This is a genomic window from Sulfuritalea hydrogenivorans sk43H (assembly GCF_000828635.1).
Lineage (GTDB): Bacteria > Pseudomonadota > Gammaproteobacteria > Burkholderiales > Rhodocyclaceae > Sulfuritalea > Sulfuritalea hydrogenivorans.
In genome coordinates this window covers 3,405,913-3,419,413 of record NZ_AP012547.1, presented here as the reverse complement: position 1 = coordinate 3,419,413, position 13,501 = coordinate 3,405,913, and the positions used below count along the sequence as shown (strand labels likewise).

General features: G+C 64.2%; 8 protein-coding genes. 5 read left to right on the top strand and 3 right to left on the bottom strand.

What is annotated here, in order from left to right:
- Positions 1–97 precede the first annotated feature (97 nt).
- A complete protein-coding gene (locus SUTH_RS16215; RefSeq protein ID WP_041100660.1) occupies positions 98–1,273 on the bottom strand; it encodes an integrase core domain-containing protein in 1,176 nt (391 codons plus the stop codon).
- A 616-nt stretch (positions 1,274–1,889) separates the two neighbouring features.
- Here SUTH_RS16215 and SUTH_RS16205 point away from each other — a divergent pair.
- Complete coding sequence (locus SUTH_RS16205) at positions 1,890–2,876, top strand: COG3904 family protein (protein WP_148312958.1); 987 nt, start codon at positions 1,890–1,892, stop codon at positions 2,874–2,876.
- A gap of 327 nt (positions 2,877–3,203) precedes the next feature.
- Here the strand turns inward: SUTH_RS16205 and SUTH_RS16200 are convergent, their stop codons facing one another.
- Positions 3,204–8,867: an alpha-2-macroglobulin family protein gene (locus SUTH_RS16200; RefSeq protein ID WP_171817390.1), complete on the bottom strand. Its 5,664-nt coding sequence runs from the start codon at positions 8,865–8,867 to the stop codon at positions 3,204–3,206.
- A 142-nt stretch (positions 8,868–9,009) separates the two neighbouring features.
- On the opposite strand from SUTH_RS16200, the gene SUTH_RS16195 reads away from it, so the two are divergent.
- From SUTH_RS16195 to tsaD, 3 genes are all read left to right on the top strand, one after another.
- A complete protein-coding gene (locus SUTH_RS16195) occupies positions 9,010–10,083 on the top strand; it encodes a PA0069 family radical SAM protein (protein WP_041100722.1) in 1,074 nt (357 codons plus the stop codon).
- Positions 10,084–10,290: 207 nt separating this feature from the next.
- A complete protein-coding gene (locus tag SUTH_RS16190; RefSeq protein WP_148312957.1) occupies positions 10,291–10,980 on the top strand; it encodes a type 2 periplasmic-binding domain-containing protein in 690 nt (229 codons plus the stop codon).
- Between the two features lie 21 nt (positions 10,981–11,001).
- Entirely contained in the window at positions 11,002–12,018 is a 1,017-nt protein-coding gene (tsaD, locus tag SUTH_RS16185) for a tRNA (adenosine(37)-N6)-threonylcarbamoyltransferase complex transferase subunit TsaD (RefSeq protein ID WP_041100718.1), read from the top strand.
- Here the strand turns inward: tsaD and SUTH_RS18710 are convergent.
- Positions 12,015–12,920 (bottom strand): cyclic nucleotide-binding domain-containing protein, encoded by a 906-nt coding sequence (locus tag SUTH_RS18710; protein WP_052473720.1) that lies wholly within the window; start codon positions 12,918–12,920, stop codon positions 12,015–12,017. The genes tsaD and SUTH_RS18710 overlap by 4 nt on opposite strands.
- Here SUTH_RS18710 and SUTH_RS18705 point away from each other — a divergent pair.
- Complete coding sequence (locus SUTH_RS18705) at positions 12,919–13,500, top strand: bacteriohemerythrin (protein WP_084207459.1); 582 nt, start codon at positions 12,919–12,921, stop codon at positions 13,498–13,500. The genes SUTH_RS18710 and SUTH_RS18705 overlap by 2 nt on opposite strands.
- The last annotated feature ends 1 nt before the right edge of the window (position 13,501 follow it).

Genomic DNA, 13,501 nt, shown 5'->3' with positions numbered 1-13,501 from the left:
GCGAGATACTTTCTTGCTGCGCGGCAAGAAAGTACCCAAAGAAACGCGCCCTGTACGAGTCAAGCACATCGGTAACAGATCGGTTCAAGGACATGGGTTACATTTTCAGGGTGAGGTAGTCGTTACGCTGCCCCTTGGTTTCCCGCTCATCGAAGCCGCCGATACGAACGGGGCCGAAATAGACATCCCATAAGCCATCGGCTACCGGCTCCATGCCTACCCATTCACCGGCCAGCAAGTAGCCGATATACACACGGAGTGCGCGCCAGTAGATCAATCCATTCTGGCTGACCCGCTGCCGCTCGAAATAGCCGGGATACTCCACCTCCGGCAGGCGTGCCGGGTAGGAGCGAAGCGAGGGCGTGTAGCACGTACTCGGGTTTTGCTGTGCCAAGCCCTCATGCGGACGCTGGTCGTTGTAGTGAGTACGAAACCCGTCAAGCTGAATCTGCTGCGCCTTGAGGTTGGCAGCCGGCGGATGGCTGAGTGTCTGCTTGAGGGTGCGGTGCATGCGCTCATGGCGTCCGTTCTGTTGGGGCCGCCCCGGTGTGATGCGCTCGGGAAGAATGCCCAGTCGAATCCACCAGACGGAGAGTTGCGACAGACCCCCGACACCGAGGCTGGCGAACGGAACGCCGTTGTCGGTGCGTAGTCGCTCCGGCAGGCCGTAGTGCCGGAACGCCTGTTCAAAGAAGGCGCGTGTCTCGGTAAAGCGTGTTCCAGGCAAACCCTGGCACACCAGCAAGTAGCGACTGGCGTGATCCATCACGGTCAGGGGATAGCACCAGCGGCCGTCACCCGTCTTGAATTGGCCTTTGTAGTCGGCGCTCCACAGTTCATTGGGCTGTGCGGCGGATTTCAGGGTGTGCTGGACACCCTTGACGCGGCGGACCCGGCGCTGGGGTTCGATCTGTCCGGCCCGGCGCAGGATGTTGTAGATGGTGGTCTTCGACGGGATGAGTGCGGCGTCGAACCGACTGGCCAGCAAGGCTTGTATCTTCTTCGGCCCTGGCGGTCCGTGTCGATCATGACGTAGCTCCAGGATCGCCTGCTGCACGGCGTAGGGTGTTTCTCCTGCCGCATGACGGGGCCGCCTGCTCTGTTCCCCCAGGCCTTCGGCGCCTGTTTGGCGGTAGCGGGCCACCCATTTGTACCCTGTCTTCCTGCTGACGCCGTAGCGCTCACACAGGCGACTGAAGCAGTCGGTTTCGCGCAGGTAGTCAGCAATGAAAAGTATCTTCTCGTCCATCGGTCGCACATCCTTCCAAGGCATGGCTATCTCCTTTTGAAGACATCCATGCAGGGTAAGAACTGTTACCCATGTCCTTGAACTCTTGTGTTACCGATGAGTGTGAACCGTACACCCCGCCTCCCCGGCCCTGCGGGCTACCCTCGCTGCGGAAGGTCCGCCGGGCCGGTCGCTAAACTAGCCGGCCAAAAAGCGGCCGGCGTCGGACAACGCGACCGGACTACCCCCGGCGAACCTCCCTCGCTCGGCGGGTCAGAGGGGAATACAAACCGTCGCGCGTGATAGGCTATAACGAGACCAAACTCGAAGCTGACCCTTTATCGCTAACACAAGGGACTCGCCTATGGACTCCAAGGTAAGAATACTGGTGCGAAAACTATCCGACGTCTTCGCAGATGGTCACGTTGAATATCGGTTCGAGGCGCAACTTCACAAGTTCCGTATTGACCATGAAGGCCCTACGTTTTGGCTTTACATCTCTCGTGAGTTCGCAGAAGACCACACGGAAGAAGAGTTGGTAACAAGTCTTGTCTCATGGAATATCTCGGAGGCGTTTCGTAGCTCACCGAAATCTCGCTGGTTGTTTCTCAGCGAGACGGGCGTTCGTGAGGTTGACTGCGAGTTCGGCAAGGACAGATAGATGTCACACTTTCGCAAGAAAAGTCATGTTCTGATACTTCGATGGCTTTTGTGGAGTTCAACTCTGACTTGGTCAATAAATGCTTACCCTGGCGACGCTTGGCAACCCCCTATTGTCACAGCCGCCCAACAAGAAGCAAATCGAGAAATTCGGAGAAATCAAGTTCGAATTGGAAACTCATCAATCTGGATATGGAAATCTGCCCACGATAACTTAATGACGCAAGGGGAGCTGCCATCTGGCGTACTAGGCGTCGTGCTGCGTGGATCGATTACAAGCAACGATGTGGCCATTTTCCAGAAACTACTGGCGCCTTATTTGGACAAGAACTATTTCAATAGCAACCCAAAGCCACAGTGGTACAAACCCAAGCCTCACGATATTGGATACTTGGTCAGCCTTGATAGTGAAGGGGGTGATTTGTATGCCGCTATGGCTATCGGACGCATGTTTCGCAAGGCGCGCGTATGGGCACAGGTGGGGTGGTCAGGCAAATGTATGAGTTCTTGCGTCATACTCTTGGCTGGGGCTGTGAAGCGGTCGACGTTCGACGGTGGCCCCGTGGGAATCCATCGACCATATTCGATAGATACCAATGCCATTTCATTCGAAGCATTGCAGACCAAGACTACAAAATTGGGAGCAGATGTCTCCGCATATCTTCGTGAAATGAATATCCCCGAATCTCTCTACGAAAACATGAAGCAGATACCTCCGGAAACGATCAGGGTACTCAGTTACTCTGAGTTAAAAACATTCGGACTATATGACAGCGATCCTGTCTTTTCTGAATTGAATGACAATAGTGAAGCCCACTTAGCTCGTGTAACGAAAGGAGAGTACTTGTCGAGAAAAGCACAATCTAAGAAATGTCAAATGGAAGGCTATAAACGTTTGAGACTTGGCAACGATGGCCTTCCTGATACATTGGAATTTGCGAAAATGGTCAGAGAGTGCGACGAAATGACGATCTATAAGGAGCGGTAATAGGTCGGCTTCGAGTTTTCTTTCGCCCCAACCAATCACGCGCGACGCTTTGCCTTCCCCTCTGACCCGCCGAGCGAGGAAGGTTCGCCGGGGGTAGTCCGGTCGCGTTGTCCGACGACGGCCGTTTTTTGGCCGGCTAGTTTAGCGACCGGCCCGGCGGGCCTTCCGCAGCGAGGGTAGCCCGCAGGGCCGGGGAGGCGGGGCGCGTTTCTTTGGATACTTTCTTGCCGCGCAGCAAGAAAGTATCTCGCCCGCCGGGGCGAGACCCGGCATTTCCCTTCGAAGGAAACCCCAAGAGTCGGCGCTGGCGACACGGCGATACGGCGTTCAATTCCCCACCACCACCTTCCCGTTCGGCACTTCCCCGAACACATCCGGCGCATACATCGCCTCGACCCGCGTCGGCGGCAGGGCAAACTCGCCGGCGTTGTTGATGCGCAGGGTGTAGTCGATCTGGAAGCGGCCGCGCGGGGCGACTTCGTAGTAGGCACGGAAGTTGGCGAAGGTGCGTTCGATGAAACTGGGCCAGACGCGGCGCGAACGCAGGTCTTCGTCCATCGTCGCGATGCGCGAATCGCGGCCGTCGCCTTCGCCGAGGATGCGGCTGCCGGCAGGGATCGGGTCACTGACGACGACCCAGGTCATGTCCTGTTCGGCCTCGACGCTGAGCGTGACGCGCCAGAGGTCGCCGCGGCTGACTTTGCCTTGTTCCTTTTCCTGCAGCGGCGTCACGTGTCTTGTGACGCGGTAGCCGAAGGCGCGCGGTTCGTCGGCCGGGATCGCGGCCAGGGCCTGGATGCTGGCCCAGGGTTTGCCGCTGCCTTCGTGGGTCACGGCCAGTTTGCCTTCGCCAGTTGGCCAGGGCAGCGCCAGCAGCGGTTTGTCGTCGGAGCCCTTCCAGCGATGCTCGGCGCTCGCCGCGCCGAGGCTGCCGCGCGTGGTGCCGGCGACGGCTTCCTTCTCGAAGCGGCGGCCGTACTGGTCGAGCGCGATGGCGGCCCAAGCGTTGGCGGTGGTGGTGAACCAGCGGCCGCGCACCTGGCGTTCCAGCGCGCCGCGCAGCAGCTTGGGCAGGTCGTCGCGCCAGCCGGCGTCGTCCATCACGGCTTCGATCAGGCGGAAGGTATTGGAGTCGCCGCTAACCATCATCCACCACCAGTAGTCGCCTTTTTCCGTGGTGAATGTCAGGCGCCCGCCGCCGTATGACAGGCGGTTCCTCAGCTCACGCTCGGAGGCGGCGAGCTTTTCGGCGCGCTGCGGCAGGTCGGCGAGGCGCTTGACCACCAGGTACCAGTCGATCAGCGCCGAAGTCGGCAGGCGCAGCAATTCCACGTCGAGTGCGGCGGCGGCCTTGACCGGTTTTCTGCCGCCACGCGTCAGCGCTTCGAGCGCGAGCAGCTTGGCGGCAAGCTGGGCGTCGGTCTGCGCCGGCGACCAGACCGGCGCCTTGAAGCGCACCTCGACGAAGCCGGTGAGGCCGTCTTCCATGCGCGTCTTCAACTCGGCGGGCAGGGCCAGTCCGCTGGCCTGCGACACATCGAGCAGATAGGCGGTGAGCGTGACGCTGCCGGCGCTGGTCGCCGACTCGCTGGCGAAATAGCGCGCCAGGCCGTTGCCGTCGAGCAGGGCCGGCAGGCTTTCGACGACTTCCTTCCAGCGCTTTTCGTCCTTCAGGCCGACGGCGATCGAGGCTTTCTGTTCGAGGCAGGAGAACGGGTAGTCCTCGAAGTAGCGCTTAAGCCCCGGCGGCGGGGTCGACAGTTTCGGCGAGAGGCCGACCTCGATGCCGCCGCGGCCGGGCAGCGCGCCTTGCGGCATGGCGACGGGCATTTCCAGCCTGCCGTCGACGCGGGCGAAACTGGCCTGTTGCACGGTGACGGGTACGGCGGGTTCGATGCGCTGGGTGATCTTGAGGCGGTCGCGGCCCGGGTTTTTGTTACTGTCGGTTTTCTCGCTGGCCTCGAATTCCCATGCCAGGCTGGTTGCGTTCTCGGGCGCCTGCGCGCTCCAGTTGATTTCCGCAGCGCCTTCGGCGTCGAGTTTCACTTCCTTTGCTTCCAGCGCCTGCATGCCGGCACGTGCCGTGACATTCACCGTCATCGCCCTTGCCGTGCCGTTCCTCACCGTCAAGAGCGCCTGGTAGCGATCTTTCTCGCGCACCAGCGGCGGCAGGCCGGAGATCAGTTGCAAATCCTGCCGTGTGCGCACGGCGGCCGAGCCGGTGCCGAACAGGCTTGCGCCGGCGCTGGCGATGCCGACCAGCTTGAATTCGGTAAGCGAATCGTTGATCGGCAGCTTCACCATCGCCGTACCGTCAGCGCCGACTTTCACGCGCGGCTGCCAACTCAGCAGCGTGTCGAACAGCTCGCGTGCCGGCGCCCGGCCGCCGCCGCCGCCGGGCGGCACCGCCTTGCGGCCGTAGTGGCGCTTGCCCAGCACTTGCGATTGCGCGGTCGAGGTGATGACCTCGTAGCCGCGGCGCGGCGTCATGGCTTCCAGCAACTTCCAGCTCTCGTTGGGTCGCAGTTCGAGCAGCGCCTGATCGACGGCGGCGAAGGCCAGCTCGGTGCCTGCGGGCAGCGGCTTGCCTTCCGGCGCCGTCACTTTGAGGCGCACCGTGGCTTCTTCGCGCGGCCGGTAGTCGGCGCGCTCGGGCAGCACGTCGACCTTGAGGCGCAGGCTCTCGGTGCCGACGTTGAGTTCGGCCAGGCCGATGCGCCAGGCCGGCTTGGCCAGGTCGACCATCGCCGTCGGTTGCTGCGGGTTCCACCATTCGCGGAACCACGCCGCCGGTTCGCGCCAGCCCCACTGGAACAGCGAATACCACTTGAGCGGCTCGACGCGGCCACGCACCACCAGCACCGAAACGAACACGTTGGGCGCCCATTCGCCCTTGACCGGGATTTCGATCACCGGCTTGAAACGCGACAGCGGGCGGACGAAGGTCTCGATGACGCCGCCGGCCTCGACCGAGATCAAGGCGGTGGCGTCGCGGAAGGGCGTATGCACACGGAATCTTGCCGTATCGCCGGCCTTGTAGCCGCGCTGCTCGGGCACGACGTCGATGCGGTCCTGGTTGCCGGCGGTGAACCACGGATCGTCGCCATTGCCGGTCGCCCAATAGCTGGCGCCGCTGCGCGTGACGTTGCCCTGCCCGTCGCGGGTTTCCGCCAGCAGGAAGATTTCGCCGGAGCCGGCCACCTTCGGCTCGCAGCGCAGGATGCCGCGTGCGTCGCTCTTGCCGCTGCAAACCGTGCCGAGGTCGGCGAACTCCTCGCGGTTCTCGTAGGCATAGAAGCCGCCGACGATGCGGCGCCGGTGCGAATGCGAAATGCGCCGCTTGGCCGTGACGCTGAGTTCCTGTCCGGCCAGCGGCTTGCCGTCGAGGTCGAGCGTCAGCAGATCAACGCGGCCCTTGTCGCTGGGCGAGCTCCAGTCGGGAATCTTCATGCCCAATGCCACGGCGGCCGGCCACAGCGGCACCGTGCCGCGAATGGTCTGGATCTCGCCGTTGGGATCGTTGAAGCTCATCTCGGCGTAGATCTCGGCCGGGCCGCGCGGCTTGTTGGCGATCGCCACATCGAGCTTGCCGGCGCCGGCGCGGTCGAGCGTCAGTTCCCGCTTGTCGAGGATCAGCTGTTCGCGCTCGCGGCCGTTGTCGATGCCGAAGGCGGCGAGCCCGGCCTCGCTGAAATCGACGCTGAAGCGATAGCCGTCGTGGCCCGGCCAACTCGGCCAGGTCGGCCGCAGCGTGGCCGAGACCTGCACCGGATGTGCCTTCGCCGCGCCGCCGTTGATGAAGGACAGGCCCAGCGCCAGCGGCACGCTTTTCGGTGCGACATGGCGCGACGTGACGCCCTGCACGCTGCCGGTGAACACCGGCAGGCGGAAGTCGGAAACGCGGAATTCGCCCGTCTCGCGACCGCCCCTGCCGCCCTTGCCGCCTTCGAGCGTCACCGCATAACTGCCACGCTTGGCGGCGTCGGGAATCTTCCACTGGCTCAAGGCCACGCCCTGGGCGTCCCAGACCAGCGCCAGCTTGTACTCGGCGCCGCTGTCGTGGCGGATCACGGCGCGTTCGGGCAGCGTCGCCGGATCGGGCAGGCTCATGCCGCGGCTGCCGCGTTCGCGCGCGATGTGCTTCATCGACACGGTCTGGCTGGGGCGCAGCAGCGTGCGATCGAACACGGTGTGGATCAGGCGCGGGCCGGAGCCCTCGCCCCAGGTATTGACGCCGAAGCGCCAGGGTTCGATGCCCTCGTGCCAGTCGCTGCGCGCGAAGCTGTAGTCGTCGTTCTGTCGCGCCGATATGAACAGGAAGCTGGCGCCGTCGCAGTTCTGTTCGGCGAGTGCACGGTCCGCCAGCGCCCGGCCCTGCGTGTCGGTTTTGCCGCTCCAGAGCAGCGTGCCCTTGCAGCTCGACACGCGCACCTCGGCGTTCGCCACCGGCTTGCCGCTGTCCAGCGCCGTGACCCAGACCAGCGCGTTGTCGCGGCCGCTCTTGAAGTGCACCGCCATGTTGGTCACCAGCGCGGCGGCGCGCACATACATCGGCCTGGCGCTGGAGAGCAGCGCCGCGCCGAGCAGCCGGCTTTCGACTTCGACGATGTGGTAACCGGGCTTCGCCAGCGGAATGCCGACCACTTCGAATTCGGCACTGCCGCCGGGTTTGGGCAGCTCGCGCTTGCCGACGCCGGGCTGCTGCGCCAGATAGCTCAATTCGCGGGCGTAGTGGGGGTCTTCGTAGTCCTCCGGCTTGCCGTCGCGCAGCAGCTTTACTTTCTTCGTCTGCTTGTTGAAGCGGACGATGGCCTGCATCGCGGCAATCACTTCGGCGTCCTCGGTCAGGCGCCGTTCGCGCAAATCGAGCTTCGCTTCGATGTTGCGCAAAGTGACCGGCAGCACGCCGCCTTCCTTGAGTTCGACAATGCCGAAATCGCCGGGAAACTTCGCCAGCGGCGGCAGCGTGGCGGTGGTGAATTTGAGCGGGAAGCTCGTCGCGTTGGCCAGCGGCCGCCCGGCCTCGTCCTTGATGCCGGCGGGCAGTTCCAGGCGCAGTTCGGCGTTCTGCGCGAAGGGCCGGGCAAAGACGAAGCTGCGCGCCGTGTTCTGGCGCCGGCTGTCGCTCTTGTCGGTATCGACCGGCAGGCGTTCGCCCTCGGGGGTGATCAGGCGCATCTTGCCGCGCAGCGTTGCATCGACCTGAGCCGAGAATTCCAGCGTGATGTTCGACAGCGGCGAGCAGGGCGCGCCGGCCTTCTCGCGTTCGCAACTCAGCGTGGCGCGGAAGGGCTCGCGCACCGGATAGATGAAGCTCTCTTCCTTGGTCGACTTCGCGCCATTCTCCGCTTCGACACCCTTGCCCCACACCAGCTTCATCTTCACACCGGCCGGCAGGCGTTCGCTGCAAGCCACCACGATCTCGTTCCTGCCGCCGCGATGCGTCGCGGCAAATATTTCCCGGCGCTGCGGCTCGGGCACCAGGCGCGCCGGAATCCGGTTGCCGACGCCGTCGGCCTCGCACCAGACGTTCTGTTCCACCGATGCCGCCTTGACCGGTCCGGCCGGCGTGATGACAAAGGCCTGATCCTCCTCGATGCCGCCGCCGGGCGCGGGATGGATGGCGCGCGGCCACGGTCCCGGCGCGAAGAAGCGATAGCCGGTCTTGCCGTTGATGTCCTCGCCGTTGACCGCCCTGAAATCCGCCTTCACCTCGAACTGGCAGCGCTCGCCCGGCAGCAGGGCGCGTTCGAGTTGCCACGTCCAGGTGCGGGGATCGGCCCAGCGGCCGCTGCCCTTCACCGCGCCGCAATCGACGCGGAAGGGCGCCGCCGCGTCCGGCCGGCCCAGCGGCACCATGTCGGTGCTGAACACCACCGTGGCGCGCGTCTGCTGGTCGACCAGTTCCTGCGGCGTGAATTGCTGTACCCAGGCGGCATCCGCGGCGAAGGAAAGGGTGAGGCAAAGCAGGGCTGCGGCGCGCTTGGGCATGGTCGTATTCCGCATGAATGACGTCGGGGGATTATAGCCAGCGGGATGCGGGGCGTCGGCGTGTCGCCGGCACCGACTTTCGGCGGGCCAGGCGGGTTGCGGGATCTGGCAAACGACCGATATAACTGTATATAATCACAGCATGAAAGCCGGCACTCTCCGCAAAGGCCGCGGCGCGGTGATCTCGCCCGATGGCCGCTTCGACGCCTGGCGGCGGGAGGCGGCGGACGACGGGTGGTGGAACGAGGACGAGGCGGCGCCGGCCACCGAGCTGATGGTCGATACGGCGAAATCGGTGATCACCTACAACACCTCGCCCGACATTCCCTACGACCGCACGATCAATCCCTATCGCGGTTGCGAACACGGCTGTGCGTACTGTTTTGCGCGACCGTCGCATGCTTACCTGGGTTTGTCGCCGGGACTCGATTTCGAAACGAAAATTGCGTACAAGGCCGATGCGGCGGCAATCCTGCGCCGGGAACTGGCCAGGAAGAACTACGTCTGCCGCCCGGTGGCGCTGGGCATCAACACCGACGCCTGGCAGCCGGTGGAGCGCCGCCTGCGGGTGACGCGCGGCATCCTCGACGTGCTCGCGGAAACGCACCACCCGGTGACCATCGTCACCAAGTCGGCGCTGATCCTGCGCGACCTCGACCTGCTGGCGGAAATGGCGCGCGGCCAGCGCGTGCATGTGGCGATTTCGATCACCACGCTCGATGCCGACCTTGCGCGGGCGATGGAACCGCGGGCGGCGTCTCCCCGGCGCCGACTCGCGGTTGTCGCCGCGCTGGCGGCGGCCGGCGTGCCGACGGCGGTGATGGCGGCGCCGTTGATCCCGGCGCTGACCGATCATGAGCTGGAGGCCATCCTCGCCGCGGCGCGCGAAGCGGGCGCGAGCTCGGCCGGCTACATCCTGCTGCGCCTGCCGCATGAGGTGAAGCCGCTGTTCCGCGCCTGGCTCGACAGCCATCGGCCGGGGCACGCCGAGCATGTGTATAGCCTGATGCGCCAGCTGCATGGCGGCAAGGAGTACGACAGCGCCTTCGGCAGCCGGCAACGCGGCAGCGGGCCGCTGGCGGACATCATCGCCCGGCGCTTCCGCCTTGCCGTGCGCCGGCTTGGGCTGGACGCGCCATCGGCGCCGCTCGACACGACGGGTTTCCGACCGCCGCCGCAGCCAGCGGTCGCCACGCCGCAGATGAGTTTGTTCTGAGGGTGTTGGCGCGGCGACCGGTGGCGCCGTGCCATCGCGACGGGGCTATACTGTTTCGCTCGCGACATATTCCTCTTCGACTGTGTACAGGCTTTCATGAAATTCGACTTCTGGAATATCGGGTGGCGGTCAGTGCGGCGCGGTATCTTTCATATGGCATGTGCCGCCGCTCTGTCGTTGCCGGGCGCATCCGCCCTGAGCCAGGCTGTGACCGCGGCGGAAAAACCTTTCGTCTGGGGCGTCGACGGCGAGCCGACGAACTATGGCAATCGATGGGTGACGCTGATCTACAGGGAAGCCTTCAGGCGCCTGGGGATACCGGTGCAGTTCGAGCACTACTCGCTGGCGCGGCGTGCGGCCCTGGTGGAGGAAGGTGTCATCGACGGGGAGACCTCGCGCATCTACAGTTATGGCGACAGCCGGCCGAATCTGGTCCGGGTGGAAGAGTCCCTGGCCGATCTGGTTTTTTCCTTCTTTACCGCCAACCCGAGTTTGCGCCTGGCGCGGATCGAGGATATGCGGGGCACCGGCTATCGCGTGGAATACCGGCGCGGCATTCTGCTCTGCGAGACCGCGGTGAAGGGGGTCGTTGCCGCTGAGCAGATTTCCGACGTGCTGACCCAGGGGCAAGGCCTGAAGAAGCTGATCGCCGGGCGCACCGACCTGTACTGCGATCTGGAGGTTTACGTGTTGCAGGAACTCCAGCAGCCCGAATTCAAGGGCGCAAATGTGCGCAAGGTCGTCAGCATCGGCAAGACCGTGCCGACCTATCCCTATGTCAACAAGAAGCACGCGGAACTGGCGCCGCGCCTGGCGGCCGTGTTGAAGCAGATGAAGGCCGAGGGCTTGATCGAGGTTTACCGGAAGCAGGTGGAACGCGACCTCGGATGGCAGTAGCCGCCCGGTAGAATGCCGGCGATGAAAGTCCTCGGCATCGAATCCTCCTGCGATGAAACCGGCGTCGCGCTCTACGATACCGGGCGCGGCCTGCTCGGCCATGCCGTGCATACCCAGGTGGCGATGCACGAGGCCTACGGCGGCGTGGTGCCGGAGCTCGCCTCGCGCGACCACATCCGCCGCCTGATCCCGCTGCTGGAGCGCGTGCTGGCCGATGCCGGCTGCACGAGGCGCGACATCGACGCGATTGCCTACACGGCGGGGCCGGGGCTGGCGGGTGCCTTGCTGGTCGGCGCCAGTTTCGCCGAGGCGCTGGCCATGGCGCTCGATGTGCCGGCGCTGCCGGTCCATCACCTCGAAGGCCATCTGCTTTCGCCGCTACTGGCCGACGACGCGCCGCCATTCCCTTTCATCGCGCTGCTGGTATCCGGCGGGCATACGCAGCTGATGCGCGTGACGCGCGTCGGCGCTTACGAGCTGCTCGGCGAATCGCTCGACGACGCGGCGGGCGAGGCTTTCGACAAGACCGCCAAGCTGCTCGGGCTGGGCTATCCCGGCGGGCCGGCGCTGGCAAAGCTGGCGGAGCGAGGCACGGCGGGGCGCTTCAAGTTGCCGCGTCCGATGTTGAACAGCGGCGACTTGTCCTTCAGCTTTTCCGGTCTGAAGACGGCGGTGCTGACGGCGGCGCGCGCAAAGGAACTGACCGAGTCGGAGAAAGCCGACCTCGCCGCCGAATTCCAGGAAGCGGTGACCGAAGTGCTGGCCGCCAAGTCGGTGACGGCGTGCCGCCAGCACCGACTTTCATCGCTGGTGGTGGCCGGCGGCGTCGGCGCCAACCGGCGCCTGCGCCAGCGGCTGGACGAGGCCATGGCGAAAATCGGCGGCCGGGTGTTTTATCCGGCGCTGGAGTTGTGCACCGACAACGGCGCAATGATTGCGTTCTGCGGTGCGCAGCGCCTGCTGCAGGGAGAAGTGCCCGTGGCGGCTCGTGGTGCGTTCGCGGTGCGCCCGCGCTGGCCGCTGGATCAGCTTTCCTAGCCTGCCTCGCGCAGCAGGTTGCCGACGTGCTGCACGCGCCCCGCCATGGCGCGCAGCAGCGCAATGCCGAACGCGGGGTTCGCCTTGACCATCGACAGGAAATCATTGCGTGCGACCAGCAGCCAGGCGCTCTCGGCTTCGGCGGTGGCGGTGGCGGCACGGCCGGCGCGCTCGATCAGTGCCATTTCGCCGAAAACTCCGCCGGGACCGACATGTTCGATCACCTTGCCATCGACCGATATCGCGATGCGGCCCTTGGTGACGACGAACATGCAGGCGCCGACCGCGCCCTGGGTGACGACGTTCTGCCCGGCGGGGGCCGTGGTCGGCAGCGGATCGCCGAGCGCATGCTGCAGTTCCGACAGGATCTTTCCGTTCAGCGAATTCTTCTGCTCCAGCGCCGCAGTGGGGGGCTTTGGGGCCTCGGCCAGTTTGACCAGGCTGCGGCGCAAGCGTTGCGCCATGACGCTCATCAGCATCAGGGCAAATTCGGGCATCTGCTGCAGCGATTGCAGGAATGCCTTTTCATCGAGCGAGAGCACGCGGCAAGCCTTGCGGGCCGTTGCCGTGGCGCTTCTCGGCATGTCGGCAATGGCCGCCATCTCGCCGAAGATTTCGCCGGGCAGCACCAGTTCCAACGGCTTGCCCTTGAGCGTCAGCGCGACGTCGCCGTCGAGCAGCAGATAGATGCGGGCGCCCTTGGAAAACAAGCCACCGGCTTTTTCGTTTTCGGCAAAAATCTGCTTGCCGGCGGCAAACTGCTCCAGCGTTCCGGCAATCTTGAAAAACGCGAGGGCCAGCCTGGGCTCGTAGGGCGAGGCCGGCTCTGCTGGCGGGCTCGGCTTGGCGACGGGCTTCGGCGCGGGAGCGGCGGGTTTGCCTGAAAAATCCAGATCATCCATGGCGGCGTTCCTGAATCGAAATATGCAATATGGTCGGCGCGATACTATTTCACATGATGATTATAAGGCGCGGCAAGCAGTCGAATATCTTCACTGCGCGGTTGCAACCTGGACGCGGACTCAGGCTAGAATGCCGATCAATATATTACCTAAGACATACATGGGACCGCCGCCGAACTGGGCCGACAATCTACTGATTGGAATTCACGAGATCGACCTGCAGCACCGGGTGCTGTTTGATGTCGTGGCGCGCCTCGAACTGGCCATAAGCTCGGACGACAAATGGTCGGCCGTACATTTCGCGCTCGTCGAGTTGACCAATTTCGTGAACATCCACTTCGCCGTTGAAGAGGCCTTGCTGCGCTTGCATGACTATCCGGACATGGAGGCCCATGTTGCGGAACACCGGAAGTTCTGTGCCGATCTGGCGGAAATCAAGGGGCATTCGATCCGCGAGGACATCAGCGTGGAAATGACGGCCCTGGTTAAAAACTGGCTGGTCAGCCACATCGGCGGCGCGGACCGCGCCTATGTTCAGCATCTGCGATCGGCGGCGATCGTGTATGTGCCGGTAAGCTGAT